A 17,989-nucleotide genomic window follows, 5' to 3' on the forward strand; every position below is an offset into this window, starting at 1 on the left:
AAAAAAAGGAAAATGCCGCCATGTTTAGTTGCCTATTCTCTTTTTTGATGAAGAGCAGAGAAGAACATGTAAATATTTTCAACAAAAGCATGTTTATCCCTATCTCTAGGCATCCACCTAGCCATGTTAAGTTTAGTGCATCGCCAGTGCTCTGGCCGCCGTTAGAATCCGAAACCACTGCTGGAGCCATAAAGCACCCTAACCCGGTTCTACCCCCTTGAAGCCATACGAGAGCCCTAAGCCGGTTTGAGCGCATAAAAAAACCGCCGGTGCAGGGATGCCATACATCCCCGTCCAGCGGCTTTATCCTATTCGCCCCACACCTCGTCGGCGATTTCCTTAATCAGCTTGAGCTTGTTCCACTGCTCCTCCTCTGTGAGGATATTCCCCTCCTCCGTGGAGGCAAAGCCGCATTGGGGGCTCAGGCACAGATGATCGGCCGGCACATAACGGGCCGCCTCTCTGATCCGCGCCTTAATCTGCTCCTTATCCTCCAGCTCGCCCGTTTTGGACGAAACCAGCCCCAGCACCACCAGCTTGTTGTCCGGCACCTGCTTGAGCGGCTGGAAGTCCCCGGAGCGCTCCGTATCATACTCCAGATAGTAGGCGGACACATTCTCACCGCCGAACAGGGCCGGCGCCACATTGTCGTAGCCGCCGGAGGCTGCCCAGGTGGAGTGGTAATTGCCCCGGCAGATATGGGTGGTCACCGTCAGATCCTCCGGCAGCTCCGCAATCGCATCATTGTTCAGGCGCAGATACAGCTCCTGCAGCTGCTGGATATCATAACCCTGCCCCGCCATGGTGGACCAAAATCCCTCGTCGCACAGCATCCCCCACGTGCAGTCATCCAGCTGGATGTTCCGGCAGCCCAGATCATAAAAGGCCAGGATCACTTGGCGGTAGGCGTCGGCAATATCCCGGTACAGCTCCTCCCGATCGGGGTAGATGGCCTTGACGCTGTTTTCATTCACCCCGCGCACCAGCTCGGCGAAAAACTGGGCGGGTGCGGGAATGGTTTGCCGTGCGGCTGTTTCCTCCCCCGCCTCCTGCTTCAGGAAGCGGTAATGTTCCAGGAACGGATGCCCGGTAAAGCGGATTTTGCCGGACAGTCTGGCCGAATCCGCTCTGGTTTCCACGCCGTGGAACATGTAACCCTGGTCCATCATCACATGCTCCACACCATCGAAGCCCCAGAAGAAATCCAGATGCCAGTAGCTGCGGCGGAATTCCCCGTCCGTCACGGCCTTCAGGCCCAGCTCCTTCTGCTTCTCCACCAGCTTGCGGATTTCATTGTCCTCCGCCTGCGTCAATGCCTCCCGGGTAATGGCTCCGACGGCGAACTGCTCCCGTGCTTCCTTCAGCGCTGCCGGACGCAGGAAGCTGCCGACTACATCATAGCGGTAAGGGGCGGTTCCCCTTAAGGTGGTATGTCCGAATAAGGCTGTCATAGTCATGTCTCCTTTTGCACCATAAGTTCCTTCAGGAAGGTTTCTCTTATTGTGGCATACAGGAGTCTCTATAGCGTAACACTTAAAAATTATGGTCGGGTATAGATTAAAGCTATAGCAACCGGATCCGCGCAAAGCTGCGTTTGCCAACCTGGATCACATCACCGTCTGCTGGCGCCACTTCCGCCAGAGGCTCCTCCACCCTCACCTCATTCAACCTGACAGCTCCCCCCTGAATGCTTCGGCGGGCCTCCCCATTGGAGGGTGTAAGCCCCAGAGATACCAGCAGCTTGGTTACCCGGATGGCTCCATTCTCGCCCAGCTCACTGCGGTTCAGCACCGCCTCCGGAATCTCCGCAGGCAATCTCCTCTCCCGGAAAACCGTCACAAAATGCCGCTCTGCCGCTTCAGCCTGCTTTTCCCCGTGGTAAAGGCGTACCAGCGTATGGGCGAGAGCCATCTTGGCATCCCTGGGGTGAATCCGCCCCTCCTGCAGACCGGCAGCCAGGACTTCCAGCTCCTCCGGTGTGCGGTCCGTGGCCAATTGGTAAAACTTCAGCATCAGCTCATCGGGAATGGACATGGCCTTGCCGTAGATCTCGTTAGGCGCCTCATCGATCCCGATGTAGTTGCCTAGGCTTTTGCTCATTTTGTTAACGCCGTCCAATCCCTCCAGAAGCGGCATGGTCATCGCCACCTGGGACGACAGCCCGTATTCCTTCTGCAGCGTTCTGCCCATCAGCAGGTTGAAGGTCTGGTCCGTTCCACCCAGCTCCACGTCCGTCTGCAGCGCAACGGAATCATATCCCTGCATCAGCGGATAAAAGAATTCATGGATATGGATAGCCTGGCCGCCGGTGTAGCGCTTCTGGAAGTCGTCCCGCTCCAGCATCCGGGCCACTGTGGTTTTGGCCGCCAGTCCTACCACATCGGCGAAGGTTAGCGGAGCAAGCCACTTGGAGTTGAAGTGCACCTCCGTCAGCACCGGGTCGAGAATCTTGTAGATCTGCTTGCGGTAGGTTTCCGCATTGCGGCCCACATCCTCCTCAGTCAACTGCTTGCGGGTTTCCGATTTGCCTGTGGGATCCCCGATCCGGCCGGTAAAATCTCCGATAATCAGCTGCACCCGGTGCCCGCATTCCTGGAACTGGCGGAGCTTGTGGAGCACCACCGTATGGCCCACATGAATATCCGGCGCCGAAGGGTCCATGCCCAGCTTCACGTTTAGGGGCCTGCCTTCCGCTATGGCGTCGGCGATTTTCTGCTTCAACGCCTCCTCCGGTACCACTTGGGCGGCGCCGCTCCGGAGAATGGAATATTGGCGCTCCACCTCCTGCTGCTGCTCTTTGGTCAACTTATTCCACTCCACCATTGCTGCTCCCCCTTTTCATTGGTTCTTTTGAAAAAAATAAAAAAACCTTCCCATCCCCAAACAAAGGGACGAGAAGGTTAACCCGCGGTACCACCCTGATTAAAGCATCGCAGCCGATGCTTTCACTTGAACCGGATAACGGAGAACCCGTGAGAGAAGCCGCAGACAAGCCTGTTCGGCCATCGGATAAGGCTGCTCCAAGCTCAGGACCGTGTAATTCAGCATCCGCCATGTACCGGTTCGCACCACCCACCGATTCTCTTCAAGACATCTGCGGCTGCCTACTGGGGCATGGATTATGCCCTGTCCTTCAACGCTTTTTTGCCATATAGAGACGCATTCCTGCGCCAGCATTTCACCTTTTATACCATACTCAGCTTGGAAAAGTCAATCAGGCCCGGTATAATGGATACAGTCCGAAGAAACCCGAATTTCATACATACCGCCGTCAGGCTATCCTTTATAGGGTCGGACGTACAGGAGGAAATTGAATGACCCAAACCAACACATCCATCTGGAAGCGCATCGGCGCATTTTTCCGGAAACGGGCGGTCCGCCGAACCGGGCTGATCCTGTTTATGACGGTAAAATGGATGATTATCGGCATCATTATCGCTGGTTTTGCCGCAGGCGGAGCCGCCTTCGGCTATCTGGCCTCCGTATTGAAGGACGAGCCAATCCGCAACGAGGCGTTTATGCGGGAGCAGATTGAGCAGAACATGCTGACCGGTTTTGTCTATTTCAATGACGACACCCCCATCGGCCAGCTGCGGACCGAAGAGGACCGGCGCATGGCCACCAAGGCGGATATTCCGCCGCAAATTATCGACGCCACACTGGCCATTGAGGACAACTCCTTCAATGAGCATATCGGGGTGGATGTGAACGGACTCATCCGGGCGGTGAAGCAGAAGCTGCTGAACGAGGATGTCCAGACCGGCGGGAGCACCATTACCCAGCAGGTGGCCAGACGGGTATTCCTTACCCTGGACCGGGAGATGACCCGGAAGTTCAAGGAAATTTTCCTGGCTGTGCGGATGGAGCGGATTCTGACCAAGGACGAGATCCTGCTGGCTTATCTGAACAAAATCCCTTACGGCAACGGGTCCAACGGTTACACCGTGTACGGCATCAAGGCCGCTGCCAAGGGACTGTTCGACAAGGATGATCTGAATGAGCTGAACATTGCCCAAAGCGCCTATTTGGCCGGGCTGCCGCAGCTTCCCAGCGATTATTCCGCCTTCTCCGGCAAGGGCGAGTTCGATTCTGCCGCCTTCAACCGGGCTGTGAAGCGCCAGCAGCTGGTGCTGCGCCGGATGCTGGAGGAAAGCAAGATCACGCAGCAGCAGTACGATGAGGCCCTGGCCTTTGATCTGAAGGGCTCACTTGCCAAAACCACCCAAAAGGCCTACAACACCTACCCCTACCTGATGATGGAGGTGGAGCGCAAGGCCGCGGAAGCCATGGTCAAGGCCCAATACCCGGATCTGAAGCTGGATACGGACAGCAAAAAAACCGCCTTTAACGAGGCCCAGAAGGATGCGCTGAATCAGCTTTTGCGTGGCGGCTATCATATTCATACCACCATCGACAAGACCATCTATGATTCCATGCAGTCCATCGCGCAGAATCCGAAGAACTTCACCCCGAACCTGAAGAATGTGGAGAAGGAAAAGGATGGGCTGGAGCAGATCGGCGCAGTGATGATCGATAACAAAAGCGGCGCGATTCTCGGCATGATGGAGGGCCGCGACTTCTATACGGAGCAGCTGAACCATGCCACCCAGGCCTACCGTCAGCCCGGCTCCACCATGAAGCCCATTGCGGCGTACATCCCCGCCATGGAGAAGGGCGCCATCCAGCCGGCCACCGTCATCGATGATGCGCCGATAATTCTGCCGGACGGACAGAAGGGTGTCCATATCCCGATGAACTGGAACAACAAGTTCCAAGGTCTGGTAACTGCACGGGAGGCGCTGAACCAATCCTATAATATCCCTGCCTTGAAGCTCTTCCTGTACCAGGTAGGCATTAAGGAAGCATGGGATTATGCCGCCAAGATGGGGATTACCTCCATCACCAAGGAGGATGCCGTTGCCCAAACCGGGGTTATCGGCGGCCTCTACAAGGGTGTGAACGTGGAGGAAATGACCAACGCTTATACCACCATCCCCAACCAAGGGGTGTTCTACGATGCCTATCTGATCGACCGGATCGTGGACAGCAACGGCAAGGTTGTGTACCAGCATGACCGCAAGCCGTCCCGGGTGTACTCCGAGCAGACCGCCTACCTGATGACCGATATGCTGCGCACCGTTATTACCAACGGCACCGCTCCGGAAATCAAGAATAACTTCAAGCATTACAAGAACATGGCGGTCTCCGGCAAAACAGGCTCTACCCAGGATGACGCTGACGCCTGGTTTGTAGGTTTTACCCCCGACATTACCCTGGGGGTATGGGCGGGGTATGACCAGCCCGTCAACAAGCTGATTAAGGGAAGTGGCACTAAACGGGCCCTGAATGTGTGGGCGCAGGTGATGAACGAGGCGGTGGAGAAACGCGCCGAGCTGTTCCCTACCAAAGCCTTCACCAAACCCGAGGATATTGTGCAGATGACCGTATCCAGCGTGTCCGGCAAGCTCCCCAATGAGCTTACCTCCGCCGCGGGCAAATCCGTTACCGATTTGTTCAACAAGAAGTATGTGCCTACCCAGGAAGATGATGTGATGGTCAAAATGAAGTACATTACCTTCAATGGGGTGAACTATGTTCCCCAGCCGGGTACGCCGGATGATTTCCTGAGTGAGCAGGTGGTGATCCGCCGGGAGAAATCCATAAGCAAGATTCTTAGCGAGATTAAAGAAGCCATGGATAAACTTCCAGAGAAAAGCCGAAAGCCCCTGGATCAGTTTGTGCCGTTGGATGCCAACAGTGACGCCCCTTCCGAGACGGACCCGCGGACGGACGACGGCATTATTCCGCCGCAGCCAGGCAGCATTGTGGTCACCCGCAACGGGGATGTGAACCGCATCTCCTTTATGCCGGTCACCGCCCCGGATATTGTGGGTTACCGGCTGTACCGGACCACAGACGGGCTTACCTTCGTGCGGGCCGGCACTCCCCAGGTGCTGATGGTGAACCCGGCTGAGCCGATCTTCACGGATACCGCTCCGGGCGGTGCAGCCTACGGCTACTACGTCAGCGCGGTAGATGTGGCGGGACGGGAGAGCGTAGCCTCCAAGCCGGTATTCGCCGACGGCCAGAATCACAGCCAGGCCAACCAGAACGGCCCCGGCGGTCTGCTGCCCTCAGGCAGCCCCGGAGGCAGCAGCTCTCCCGGCAAAGCACCTACGCCAGGGGGCAGCAGCACGGCAGGCAAACCTACGCCGACCCCGGCTGCTCCCAAGAACGAACCTGCAGAGCCGGAGGGCTTAAAGGCCAAAAGCAAGGGTGTTTCCCTCCAGCTGACCTGGACGGCCAATCCCAAGGCGGATGCTGTGAGTGAGTACAATGTGTATTACAGCGATACCGAGAATGGCGCCTACAAAATAATCGGCACCTCCAAGGGCACGGAATTCATCTACTTCGCCGCCACCGATGACGGTTATTACAAGATATCCGCCGTCAACGAGCTGGGCGAGTCGCCCCTGACCGGCGCCGTGCATTATACCAAACCGTAACAGTTGGCTGCCCTCTGGCCCTTGATCCCTCCGGGCGGGGCCTCCCCCAACCGCTTATAAAAAGCCTGAATTCGGGAGCACCGAATTCAGGCTTTTTTGTTGTTTGCGCTATCTGCTGCAGGCCGCGCGGCTCCTCCACAGGATGGCTAGTGCTGCCGCTTCACTCCGCATAAGAGGCGCAAATGCAAAAGTGCAGTTATTTCCTGCACAGTTTCATCCATACGTATCCGTAAATGCAAAAGTGCAGTTATTTGGCTCGCAGGCGGGGAAATACGCTTTTTATAGCTAGAATAACTGCACTTTTGCAGGATAACCCGCCGTTTTAGCCCATAGGCGGTGAAATAACTGCACTTTTGCAGTTGGGGGCAAATTGATGCTACTTGATGCTACTTGATGCTACTTGATGCTACTTGATGCTACCTATGCTTCTTGATGCTACCTATGCTTCTTGATGCTACCTATGCTTCTTGATGCTACCTATGCTTCTTGATGCTACCTATGCTTCTTGATGCTACCTATGCTTCTTGATGCTACCTATGCTTCTTGATGCTACCTATGCTTCTTATGCTACCTATGCTTCTTGATGCTACCTATGCTTCTTGATGCTACTTATACTACTTGATGCTAATTGAGCTACTTGAGGCCACTGGAGGCCACTGGAGGCCACTGGAACCGGACATACGTTGGAGTTGAGCCTTCCCCCCTACAGCCTTCCCAGCAAATGCTCCACCAGCTCGCAGGAGCGCCGGGCCGCCAAGGCTGTAAACTCGGCGAAGCTCACCGGGGCGGAGCCATCTGCTTTGTCAGACATGGAGCGGATAATGACGAAGGGAACGCCGTTCATGCCGCAGACCTGGGCTACAGCGGCCCCCTCCATCTCCACGCACATTCCTCCGAAATCCCGCCTAAGCGCCGCTACCTCCGCCTTGTCGGCAATAAACCGGTCTCCGGACAGAACTCTGCCCGTCCGTACCCGGCCCGGCAGCACCGCTTCGCCGGACTCTACTGCCAGTCTGACCAGCTCCGGATCAGCGGCAAATACGGAGTGCTCCTGGAAGGGGATCACTCCCCGGGCAAAGCCCAAGGGGCTGGCATCCATGTCATGCTGGAGGCAATCCAGGGACACCACCAGATCCCCAACCGCAAGCTCCGGATCCAGGGCTCCGGCCACGCCAGTGAACAGAACAGCCTCCGCCCCATAAGCGGTCACCAGCAGCTGTACCGTCACCGCCGCGTTTACCTTGCCTACCCCTGATTTACAGACCACCACCTGCCGCCCGGCGAAGCTCCCTTTCATGAACTCAATCCCCGCCAGCTGGATTACCTCCAGATGCACCAGCTTCGCGGCAAGCAGCCGGACCTCCTCCTCCATAGCTCCGATAATCCCGATAACCCCGTAAGCGCTCTCTCCCGGATTTCCCAACACCACAGCCGCTCCCTTCATCCTTCTCAACTTCCCGTTCCTTCCCCCGAAAACCCTGCACATACAAGAACAGCTCCCCGGGAAGGGAGCTGCGGTCAAATCCGGGTTATATCCGGCCTATTATACTTCAGCTACAGATTGGCGCTGAATGACCTCGTGCATCAGGGTAACCTTGCCCTTCTCCACATTTTCTTTGTTCATCAGCTTCGTCAACAGACGCATGGACACGGCCCCGATGTCATACATAGGCTGAGCTACAGTAGTCAGCAGCGGGCGGACCATAGAGGCCATCCGGCTGTTATCTACACTGATCACGGAGATATCGCCGGGAATGGCAAGTCCCGCATCCTGTGCGGCGTGAATGGCGCCGATAGCCATTTCGTCGGTAGCCGAAAAGATAGCGGTTGGACGCTCAGGCAGCTCCAGGAAATATTTCATCGCTTCAATACCGGATTCATACCGGTGGTTGCCGATCCGTACCAAAGATTCATCAAATGCCACCCCCGCTTCTTCCAGGGCGTTCTTGTACCCGTTGTACCGGGAGAAGCCGTTGTTGGGGTCCTGCAGGTTTCCGCTGATCATGCCGATACGGCGGTGGCCTTTATCGAGAAGCAGCTTCACAGCATCATGTGCGGCCTGCTGGTGGTCGATATCCACTGCAGCCATGGTATTACCCTCCACATTCGTACCGCACAGCACGATAGGCACTGTGGCCGTCTGGAAGGCTTGCATATGCTCGTCCGTCACAACGCCGCCCATAAACAATAGCCCGTCCACCTGCTTCTCCAGCAGGGTGTTGATTACGCGGATCTCCTTTTCCTTGCGCTTGTCCGCGTTACAAAGGATGATATTGTAATGGTACATATTGGCAATGTCTTCAATGCCCCGGGCCACCTCAGCAAAGATGGCGTTGGAGATATCGGGAATGACAACGCCCACGGTGGTGGTCTTCTTGCTGGCCAAACCCCGCGCAACGGCATTGGGACGGTAGCCCAGCCGCTCAATGGCTTCGAATACCTTTTTTCTGGTTTGGGGCTTCACATTCGGATTATTGTTGACAACCCGGGATACGGTAGCCATCGATACTCCGGCTTCTCTGGCAACATCGTAAATAGTTACTGTCACGTTATCTCTCTCCAATATATAGACGTATTTTCATTCCCGTATAATAACGATATGATACGACAAAATAATTCGCCTTGCAACGGAAACCTTCCCGTTTGCAAGAGATTCCCACTTCGCCGCTTGGTGAAATCAATCCAGCCGGGAAGCCAGCTCCTTCAAGGCCGCTGCGGTAATTCGCCAATGGGAGGTCGTCCAAACGGACGCGCCGTTCTTCAAAAGCAGCACCTGCGGCGATTCATGCTTCACACCGGTATCCTCCGCCACCGCATTGGATACGGTCCGGTTCTCCACCACCAGAACGCGGGCATAACGGACACCCGGCAGCGCTTCCACATGCACATGCTTCAGAAACTCGTCATGGGCTTCGGCGCTGATGGGACAGCGGGTGCTGTGCTTTATAAGCATAACCGGCGTATTCTCCGACTCCGCCAGCAGCCGCTTCCATTCCTCAACCTTCGTCAATTCCTGCACATCGGCCAATTACGCTCACCTGCCTGCAAATGATTTCCTTTCAATCAATAGTATCAAAAATAAAGAAAAAAAGCCAACCTTATTGTAGGCGGCTTTACTGGAACAATTTGGTCCGGACCCATGGCCGGATCAAGAATGGCAACCTCGGCATCGGCAAGGTCAACCGGAGGTTTTTTTGTAATTGTTTTTCTCCCTTTCTGTGGTTCCGGTTCTGCGATTCGGATCTCCCGATCCGGTTCTGCAGCTCGTGAATCTACCGTTCGGATTACGCATTGCTTATGGATGTTGTACAGCCCGCCTTGCCCTCACCGGTCAAAGCTTCATTTCGTAAGTACTCATAGCGTAGCGGGTAATCTGGGACAGACGCTCGGTCACATCCCTCTTCCATGCATCATCCTGCAGGGATCTGGCCAGCAGCAGCATATCCAACAGCTCGTTGATTCGTTCTTCCAGTATAACGCCCACGGATTCATGGCGGTGCTCCTTATCGGTCACCGTCACCATCAGATGGGAAATTTCGCTTATTTCCTCAAAGCGTATATACTGTTTTTCAGGTTTGTTGCCCAATTGGCTTATCAGCTTCGTCATATCCGGCTTAACGGCGGCGAATACCTCGCTGCGGCTGCAGGATTCGCATGTCAGCACCGGCACATGGGCAATCTCTACCTTGCCCTGGTAGATGACACTTCGCAGACAGATGTTCATTGTCTGACCGCACTTACATTCCTTTTGCAAAACAACCAGCTCCTTCATCCAAAAAAAGAGAAGGCAGCAGCGACACATGCCTCCACTCTCTTGTAATTCGACCAGGGAGCCGGTTTTCCTCCCAAAAAGGAGCTAGTATTTATTGGCACAAAAGCCATTCTTCATACAAGCGGACCGCATTACTGCTTCATCCGGTGGGGCAAACGGGCATAGAAGCGGGCGATGAAAGGAATGTAAAGGACCAGCATTGCCAGGGTTCCGCCGATGGCGTCGTTGCGCAGATCATGCCAATCTGACGAGCGGCCGCTGACGAATAATTGGTGGAACTCATCTGTCAGCCCGTAAGCCGTACACAGCAGCACAACCAAAAGCCGCTGCCGCGCAGTTGGTCTAGAACCGGCAATGGCCCACACGAAGGTTAATCCCAGGATAAAATAAGCGACAAAGTGGCCCCAATCGAAGCTTTCCATCGCAGGAAACAACCTGTGGAAGAAGGGCATGAAGGAACCCAGCTCATCTCCGGTACGGGAGGAAAAATAGAAGATGGCTCCCATCACCAACACGGGAGGAAGCCATCGGACCAGATGCTTCATCATACCCGGCCGGCACCTGCCAACGCATCCACGAAGGCCTTGGAGAAGGCGGGGAGATCCGGCGGACGGCGTCCGGAGATAATATTCCGGTCAATTACCACCTCTTCATCGATCCAGGTAGCGCCGGCATTCTCCAGATCATCCTTGATGCCCGGCGTGGAGGTCATGGTGTAGCCCTTCACTATGCCCGCCGAAATCAGCACCCAGCCCGCATGACAAATCTGCGCAATGGGCTTGCCGGCCTCATGGAATTCCCGGGTCAGGCGGAGCACATGGGGATAACGGCGGAGCTTGTCCGGCGCCCAGCCTCCGGGCACATACAGCCCGTCATAATCCGCCGAGGAGACGTCATCGAATGCCGCATCCGAGGTGATGGGAACCCCGTATTTGCCGTGCAGCACCTTGCCCGCTTCCGTAGCGGCAATCACCACCTGTGCACCGGATTCCCGCAGGCGAAGCACGGGATACCACATTTCCAGATCCTCGAATTCCTCTTCCGTAAAAGCCAGTATCCTTTTGCCCATAAGCTCCATACGTTTCGTCCTCCTTATAATTGGAAATTAGTCTGCGGCCTGGACCGTGTTAAGACTAGATTTGGCCCTCAAACCGGCTTTGCCGGTTTCGAGGCTTCGATAACACATCCGGCCTGCGGCTTGGACCGTGTTATCGAAGGGCGGCTCTTAACCTTTCCTTAATCTCACTGGACCGCCTCAACCGCAGCGCCTCCGCCAGAAAGCTTTTGCCTGTTTGGGCATCGCTCTGCAGCACCTGCTCCTTCACCGGCAGCAGGCATTGGACGGACATGCTCAGCTCATGGATGCCCAGCCCCAGCCACAGCGGGATTGCCTCCGGATCACCGGCCAGCTCCCCGCAGACGCTGACAGGAATTCCGCTGGCTTTGGCGGCGTCCGCCACCTGCTTGAGCAGCCGCAACACCGCCGGATGATACGGATCGTACAGGTTGGCCACGGTTTCGTTCATCCGGTCCACAGCCAGAGCGTACTGGATCAGGTCATTGGTGCCGATGCTGAAGAACTGCACCTCCTCCGCCAGCAAGTCCGCCACCACCACGGCAGCAGGCACCTCAATCATGATGCCCACCGGAGTGTTATCCTTGAAGGGTTTGCCTTCTTCAATCAGCTCCTGCTTGGCCTGCTCCAGAATCTCGTTGGCCTGCCGCACCTCATCTACTGAGGAGATCATGGGGTACATGATCCGGATGTTGCCATGCAGAGATGCCCGGAGAATCGCTTTCAGCTGTGTCTTGAACAGCTCCCGGCAATCCAGCAGAATGCGGATGGCCCGGTAACCCAGCGCCGGGTTATCCTCTTGGGGCAAATTCATGAAGCTTACGCTTTTGTCGCCGCCGATATCCAGGGTGCGGATCACCAGCGGCCGCTCTCCCAGCTTAACGGCTGCCTCCCGGTAGACCTCATACTGCTCATCCTCCAGGGGCAGAGATACCCGGTCCATATACAGGAATTCCGTCCGGAACAGCCCTACACCCTTGGCGCCGTACTTCAGGGCCATATCCAGCTCCTTGGCCGAGCTGATGTTCACCTTCAGCTCCATCTTGACGTTGTCCTTGGTGACGGTAGGCACGTGGGCTATTTGCTTCAGGCGCTCCAGATTGGCCGCGGCACGGCTCCGTTTCTCCTCATAGACCGCAATGACATCCTGCGGCGGATTCACAATGACGCTGCCCTCATCCCCGTCGATAACCAGAATATCGCCGGTCTGGATGGCGGCGGGAAGCCGGTTTTCCATCCCCATGACGAAGGGAATGCCCATGGCCCGCAGCATAATGGCCGCATGCGAGGTGGTGCCTCCCAGCATGGTGACCACACCCAGCACCTGGGCGGAATCAAGACGGGCCAGGTGGGACGGGCTTAGCTCCTTGGCCACCAGAATGTATGGTGTATCCGCCGGCGGATCGGCTTCCTCCCACTCCCCCAGAAGATGCTTCAAGAGACGGTTGCCCACATCCTTAATGTCCGCAGCCCGTTCCTTCATGTAATCATCGTCCAGAAGATCGAACATGCTGACGAATTTGTCGATGGTTTCCTTCACCGCCACCTCCGCCGCCTTGTAATGGCGCTGCATAAGCCCCTGGATTTCGTTCATAAAAATGGGATCCTCCAGGATCGCCAGATGGGCGTTGAAGATATTGGACTCCTCTTCGCCGATCAGATCGGAGATATCCTGCTTGATATTTTCAATTTCGCTTTTGGAGCAGCGAATTCCTTCATACAGCTTCTCGAACTCCACCGCCAAATCTGCCACGTCCACCAGCTTGTCCGGCAGCTCCAGCTCCAGTGAGGGCAGCACAAACGCTCTTCCGATGGCAAACCCCGATGCTCCGCCGAATCCCCTAACCATTGGTCTCGCCCCCCGCTGCACGTATTTCATCCTTCAGAATAACCGACATAACAGACGCCTGCCCCTTGCGAACGGACTTGAACGGGGCAAAGCTCCAGGATTTGATCCGGTCGGAATTGGTAATCAGCATAGGCGTTGCCAAGGATTTGGCATTTTGCTTCACCTTGTTCAGGTTGAACTTCAGAAGCAGCTCCCCTGCCTCCACCCGGTCCCCCTGCTTCACCATACAGGTGAAATACTTCCCGTTTAGATGGGAGGTATCGATCCCCACATGCAGAAGGACCTCCAGACCGTCGTCGGTGGTGATGCCCAACGCGTGAAGCGACGGGTAGATCAAGGTTACGGTTCCGTTCACCGGGGCCACCAGCTCGCCCTTTTCCGGGAGGAAAGCAACACCGTTGCCTACTATCTTCTTGGAAAAAATCTGGTCGGGCACATCCTCCAGGGGGATCATCCGGCCCAGCATGGGCGAGTTGAACAGCACCTGATGAAGGTCTTTTTTGGTAATCCGCACAATTTCCTCCCGGATCAGCTCCGAGAAGGTGCCGAACACCACCTGGACATTGCCGGCTCCAAGCCGGATAATACCGGCTGCGCCCAAATGCTTGAGGGTGGCGATATCCATCAGCTTATCGTTAACCAGGGTAAGGCGGAGGCGGGTGATGCAGGCCTCGATGGTTTTGATGTTGTTCTTGCCGCCCAGAGCCTCCAGAATCAGCGGGGACCGGTAGGGGATATCCCCGGCGAATTCGTCGATGGTGGAGCCTTCCTCCCGTCCGGGAGTGGGCAGCTGGTACTTGACGATGGCATACCGGAACAAAAAGTAATACACAGCGGCATAGAGAATGCCAATGGGCAGGATCAGCCATTCATTCCGGGCCAGATGCATGTTAATGATAAAATCAATAGCCCCTGCCGAATAGGAGAAGCCGTGATGGATGTCCAATTCGTAAGCAATCCACATGGATGCGCCGGACAGAACGGCATGGATGAAAAACAGATACGGCGCCACGAACAAAAAAGCGAATTCGATAGGCTCCGTTACCCCTGTCAGCAGGGAGGCCAGCGCCGCCGTCAGGAAGGTTTTGCGGATCTTGGGCTTCAAGTCCTCCCGCGCCTCCTGGATAATAGCCAGCGCCACCGCGGGAAGCGCAAACATCATAATCGGATAAAGCCCGGCCATAAAGATCCCTGCCTTGGGATCACCGGAGAAGAAACGGGGGATGTCCCCGTATACCATCGTCCCGTCAGGAAGTTGGAAAGCCCCCAGCTGGAACCAATATACATTGTTCAAAATATGATGCAATCCCGATGGCACCAGAAGCCGGTACCCGAAGCCGTACAGGAACGCCCCGAAGCCGCCCAGCGAAAGCAGGAATTCACCGATCCGCCCAAACAGCTCCTGGACCCAGGGCCCCACTGCCACAACCACTCCCGACAGGAGTATGGTGGCCATACTGGTCACCAGAGGCACAAACCGCGGTCCGCCGAAGAACTGGATATATTCGGGCAGCTGGATAAACCGGAACCGCCTGTAGCATAAGGCGGCTAACACACCGATGAGAATGCCTCCGAAGATCCCAAGCTGCATGGTGCTTCCGGCAAACCGTTCGGTAATTTGTGTAAACATAAAATAAGACAGGACAGCAGACATCCCTGCTGTTCCACCGTTATCCGTCAGCCCCATGGCCACCCCGACGGCAAACAAGTAGGGCAGGTATTGAATAATCAGCCGTCCGGCAAACTCCAGTAATTCTCCGGCCTGGGAAAAATGGATGAGGTGCCAGGGCATCTGTCCCAGCCAAAGCAGAATCGCCGCCACCGGCAGGGCCATGGTGGGCAGCATTAATGAACGGCCGAGCTGCTGAAGATTGCCCATCCAGTTCATCGTATAGTTTCGGTCCACTTTGTCTTGCCGCGCCATAGTGCATCCCACCTCCCGTAGTGCTCTACCTTTGAATGGTAATGCCTGCCCCGACTTTTGTCAAAGGTCAAAAAAAGCCCGGGTCCGAAAAATCGGACCTGGACTTCGTTTGCACAACCCGCTTATTACTTGGGGAACTGTGACTTATATCCGTTAAACTGCTGATAGGCCTGCTGGATCTTTTGCTGGTCGGCCGCCTCAATCTTGTACCAGCCCTTTTGCCACATTTTATCGAACACCTGGAACTGCATGTTATGCTCATCACCCAGAATTCCTTGAATGGTTTCATGGAGCTTGGGGTTTTGCATTTCATTCAATCCGGTGTTGTAGCTGGCCGTCATGTATTTCTCCATGCTCAGAATATCATTCAGCCGGTCGCGGTCGCTGAATTCAGGGCCTGCTGCAGTTTGATTGGCTGATTCCGGAGTGGCGATCTCCACACTCACAAGCTATCCCTCCTTCAATTAATGGAGCTGACTCAAAATCGTGTTATAGTGCTGCTGGTGCTTATTCCCCAGATCACGCACCATTTGGGCCAGCTGCTGGCATTCCATCGTCTTGGCGGTTTCCTCGCATTTTTTGACAGCCAACAGCTCCCATGACAGATAATCCTTGATATAGAGCAATTCCTTTTCCCCAATCAGGTTGCGGTCCTGGGTGAGGGTGCTTTGATTCTGCTGCATGCCATACGCCTCCTTATCTGTGGCTGAAAGCGGACCCTGCGGCCCGCTTCCAGATCTATTCAAATATGCGGTTTCCCTTAAAATCTGTTGAAGTTGCTGCCCATGCTGGTGCCGCCAAACTGGGATTGGGAGGTTTGGGCGGAATCGGAACGCAGATAAGCGTCATGGTTCGGCTGGTCGCCCTTATAGTTGGCGGTGTGGAAGGAATTAGGGGAAACAAATTGTTGTTGGCCATAGCTTTGTTGGTTATTTGCAAACCCGGAATTCATACCGTAGCTGCCGGTAGAGAAGTTTTGGGTTTGGGTTTTGTATTGCTGCGGAATGGAGGTTTGACCATAGCCGCTTGTGTATTGTCCTTGTGTCGGCTGGAAGGAGTCGGAGCGCAGATAGGCATCATGATTCGCTTGGTCGCCCTTGTAGCTGGCGGTGTGATACGAGTTGGGGGAAACGTATTGAGCTTGATTTTGTTGATTTTGTTGGTTTTGGCCATAAGAAGAGCCATAACCTACATTGGAGGTGAAGCCGTAGTTAACAGAGCTGTTTACTCCACTGAAGCCGGTTTGGGAAGGCTGTGTGGAGTCAGCGCGCAGGTAGTTGTCATGGTTCGGCTGGTCACCGCGGTAATTGGCGGTGTGAAAGCTGGCCGGGTTTTGGTTTTGTTGGCCATAAACGGAATTCACCGGTCCGGTAGGCTGGAAGGATCTTTGCATCCCTTTGTATTGGGAGGTTACATTTTGGCCCATGCCGTAGGAGCTGGGGGATTGGGAATCGGATCTCAGATAGTTGTCGTGGCCGGCTTGATTGCCGCGGTAGTTGGAGGTGTGGAATTGCTCGGATTGATACACAGGTGGTTCCTCCTTTAAATGGTTGCTCGCGTTAGTCTTCTCCGGTTCACTCACCTTAGAAGCCTCTACTAGTGTCTTCACCTCCAGTGGTTTTATGTTTGGGAAAAAAAAGAAAACGGCACAGACTCTCTGTACCGTTTCCATACAAATTATGAATGTGCAATTAGGCGTTTTAGCTCTGCCGCCGCCTCCTGCGGATTGCTGCTGCGGGTGATGGCGGATACCACGGCAATCCCGTCCGCTCCCGCTTTTGTTACCAGACCGGCATTGCTGCGGTTAATTCCGCCGATGCCCACCCGCGGAATCCCGGAGCATTCAGCCTTTAATCTGCCCAGCAGCTCAAAGCCGATGGCATCACCCGCATCCGGCTTGGTAGGAGTCCCGTAGACGGGTCCGACACCCAGATAATCGGCTTCCTGTTCCAAGGCCCAACAAGCCTCCTCCCAGGAGCCGGCAGACACTCCTACAAACCGGTCAGGGCCTATCAGCCTCCGGACCTCCGGGGCCGGAAGATCGTCCTGGCCCACATGGACTCCGTCAGCGTCAAGCAGCAGAGCAATGTCCACTCGATCGTTAACCACAAAGGGAATACCCAACCCGCGGCACAGGGCTCTGACCTGTTTGGATATCTCCAGAACATCCCGCAGCGGCTGCGATTTCTCCCGCCATTGGATCATGGTAACACCGCCGTCAATCGCTTCACGGGCAATCTCCACAGCAGTACGCCCCCCATAGCTCTGCATATCCATAACCAAATACAGCTGGAGCCATTCCCGCAGCGCACGGCCGTTCCACTCTACTGCTTGTTGCATGTGCGAACCCTCTCCCCGGACAAAACTGCAGCGAAAGACAGATTTACCGCCCTTCGCTGCATGTTCCTTTTTATATTTTTTATTAACCGCGTACAGGACGTGTGACAGCATCCTCTACCTTGATGCAGCGGTCCATAATGACCTGAAGACCACCCGCCGCTGCAATATCCGCGGCTTCCTCGCTCTCAATTCCCTGCTGCAGCCAAAGCACCTTGGCTCCTGCCTTAACGGCTTCCTCGGCCACCTCCGCACAAAACTCGCTTCTGCGGAATACATTCACAATATCGATGGCGTCCGGCACCTCGGCCAAGGAATTATACCGCTTCTCCCCCAGGATGGTGTCCGCACCTGTGGGGTTTACGGGGATAATCCGGTAGCCCCGGTCTTGCATGGCCGCAGCCACCATGTGGGACGTGCGGTCGGGTTTGTCCGATAGACCCACCACAGCGATATTGGTTGTTTTCTCCAGAATTGTTCTGATCTCATCCCGCGACGGGTTCTCAAATGCCATTATGGTCAGCCT

17 protein-coding genes are annotated in these 17,989 nt (G+C 55.4%); 1 reads left to right on the top strand and 16 read right to left on the bottom strand.

Annotated elements, in window-relative coordinates; translation table 11 throughout:
• The 3 genes from ACI1P1_RS28505 to tyrS form a co-directional block, all read right to left on the bottom strand.
• A partial coding sequence (locus ACI1P1_RS28505) for a hypothetical protein (RefSeq protein ID WP_416219977.1) occupies positions 1 to 190 on the bottom strand: 190 nt, incomplete at its 3' end.
• Between the two features lie 118 nt (positions 191 to 308).
• A complete protein-coding gene (locus ACI1P1_RS28510) occupies positions 309 to 1,451 on the bottom strand; it encodes a 5-methyltetrahydropteroyltriglutamate--homocysteine S-methyltransferase (RefSeq protein WP_416219978.1) in 1,143 nt (380 codons plus the stop codon).
• A gap of 112 nt (positions 1,452 to 1,563) precedes the next feature.
• Positions 1,564 to 2,820, bottom strand: a complete 1,257-nt coding sequence (gene tyrS / locus ACI1P1_RS28515) for a tyrosine--tRNA ligase (RefSeq protein WP_416220052.1) — start codon at positions 2,818 to 2,820, stop codon at positions 1,564 to 1,566.
• A gap of 494 nt (positions 2,821 to 3,314) precedes the next feature.
• Between tyrS and ACI1P1_RS28520 the strand changes: the two genes are divergently transcribed.
• Entirely contained in the window at positions 3,315 to 6,506 is a 3,192-nt protein-coding gene (locus ACI1P1_RS28520; RefSeq protein ID WP_416219979.1) for a transglycosylase domain-containing protein, read from the top strand.
• Between the two features lie 703 nt (positions 6,507 to 7,209).
• Here ACI1P1_RS28520 and ACI1P1_RS28525 read toward each other — a convergent pair.
• The 13 genes from ACI1P1_RS28525 to ACI1P1_RS28585 all read right to left on the bottom strand — a co-directional run bounded on the left by ACI1P1_RS28525 (position 7,210) and on the right by ACI1P1_RS28585 (position 17,977).
• Entirely contained in the window at positions 7,210 to 7,950 is a 741-nt protein-coding gene (locus tag ACI1P1_RS28525; protein WP_416219980.1) for a 5'-methylthioadenosine/adenosylhomocysteine nucleosidase, read from the bottom strand.
• Positions 7,951 to 8,049: 99 nt separating this feature from the next.
• On the bottom strand, positions 8,050 to 9,054 hold the full coding sequence (ccpA, locus tag ACI1P1_RS28530; protein WP_416219981.1) for a catabolite control protein A: 1,005 nt from the start codon (positions 9,052 to 9,054) through the stop codon (positions 8,050 to 8,052).
• Positions 9,055 to 9,183: 129 nt separating this feature from the next.
• Positions 9,184 to 9,525 carry a bacillithiol system redox-active protein YtxJ gene (ytxJ, locus tag ACI1P1_RS28535; RefSeq protein ID WP_416220053.1) on the bottom strand — a complete coding sequence of 114 codons (342 nt, stop codon included), beginning with the start codon at positions 9,523 to 9,525 and terminating at the stop codon, positions 9,184 to 9,186.
• Between the two features lie 312 nt (positions 9,526 to 9,837).
• Complete coding sequence (locus ACI1P1_RS28540; protein WP_416219982.1) at positions 9,838 to 10,260, bottom strand: hypothetical protein; 423 nt, start codon at positions 10,258 to 10,260, stop codon at positions 9,838 to 9,840.
• 149 nt (positions 10,261 to 10,409) lie between these two features.
• Positions 10,410 to 10,826 carry a VanZ family protein gene (locus ACI1P1_RS28545; RefSeq protein WP_416219983.1) on the bottom strand — a complete coding sequence of 139 codons (417 nt, stop codon included), beginning with the start codon at positions 10,824 to 10,826 and terminating at the stop codon, positions 10,410 to 10,412.
• On the bottom strand, positions 10,823 to 11,356 hold the full coding sequence (locus tag ACI1P1_RS28550; RefSeq protein WP_416219984.1) for a type 1 glutamine amidotransferase domain-containing protein: 534 nt from the start codon (positions 11,354 to 11,356) through the stop codon (positions 10,823 to 10,825). The genes ACI1P1_RS28545 and ACI1P1_RS28550 overlap by 4 nt, the downstream gene beginning before the upstream one ends.
• A gap of 130 nt (positions 11,357 to 11,486) precedes the next feature.
• Complete coding sequence (ptsP, locus tag ACI1P1_RS28555; RefSeq protein ID WP_416219985.1) at positions 11,487 to 13,202, bottom strand: phosphoenolpyruvate--protein phosphotransferase; 1,716 nt, start codon at positions 13,200 to 13,202, stop codon at positions 11,487 to 11,489.
• Complete coding sequence (locus ACI1P1_RS28560; protein ID WP_416220054.1) at positions 13,195 to 15,090, bottom strand: glucose PTS transporter subunit IIA; 1,896 nt, start codon at positions 15,088 to 15,090, stop codon at positions 13,195 to 13,197. The genes ptsP and ACI1P1_RS28560 overlap by 8 nt, the downstream gene beginning before the upstream one ends.
• A gap of 161 nt (positions 15,091 to 15,251) precedes the next feature.
• Positions 15,252 to 15,572 (bottom strand): spore coat protein, encoded by a 321-nt coding sequence (locus ACI1P1_RS28565; RefSeq protein ID WP_416219986.1) that lies wholly within the window; start codon positions 15,570 to 15,572, stop codon positions 15,252 to 15,254.
• Positions 15,573 to 15,590: 18 nt separating this feature from the next.
• Positions 15,591 to 15,809 carry a hypothetical protein gene (locus ACI1P1_RS28570; RefSeq protein WP_416219987.1) on the bottom strand — a complete coding sequence of 73 codons (219 nt, stop codon included), beginning with the start codon at positions 15,807 to 15,809 and terminating at the stop codon, positions 15,591 to 15,593.
• Positions 15,810 to 15,886: 77 nt separating this feature from the next.
• Positions 15,887 to 16,654, bottom strand: coding sequence for a hypothetical protein (locus tag ACI1P1_RS28575; RefSeq protein ID WP_416219988.1), 768 nt, complete (start codon positions 16,652 to 16,654; stop codon positions 15,887 to 15,889).
• Between the two features lie 149 nt (positions 16,655 to 16,803).
• The gene (thiE, locus tag ACI1P1_RS28580; RefSeq protein ID WP_416219989.1) at positions 16,804 to 17,466 is read right to left on the bottom strand and encodes a thiamine phosphate synthase; all 663 of its coding nucleotides are present in this window, start codon (positions 17,464 to 17,466) and stop codon (positions 16,804 to 16,806) included.
• An 82-nt stretch (positions 17,467 to 17,548) separates the two neighbouring features.
• Complete coding sequence (locus tag ACI1P1_RS28585) at positions 17,549 to 17,977, bottom strand: CoA-binding protein (protein ID WP_416219990.1); 429 nt, start codon at positions 17,975 to 17,977, stop codon at positions 17,549 to 17,551.
• Between the last annotated feature and the right edge of the window lie 12 nt (positions 17,978 to 17,989).

Origin of the sequence: Paenibacillus mesotrionivorans (assembly GCF_046098205.1) — a bacterium.
GTDB classification, from domain to species: Bacteria; Bacillota; Bacilli; order Paenibacillales; family NBRC-103111; genus Paenibacillus_AR; species Paenibacillus_AR mesotrionivorans.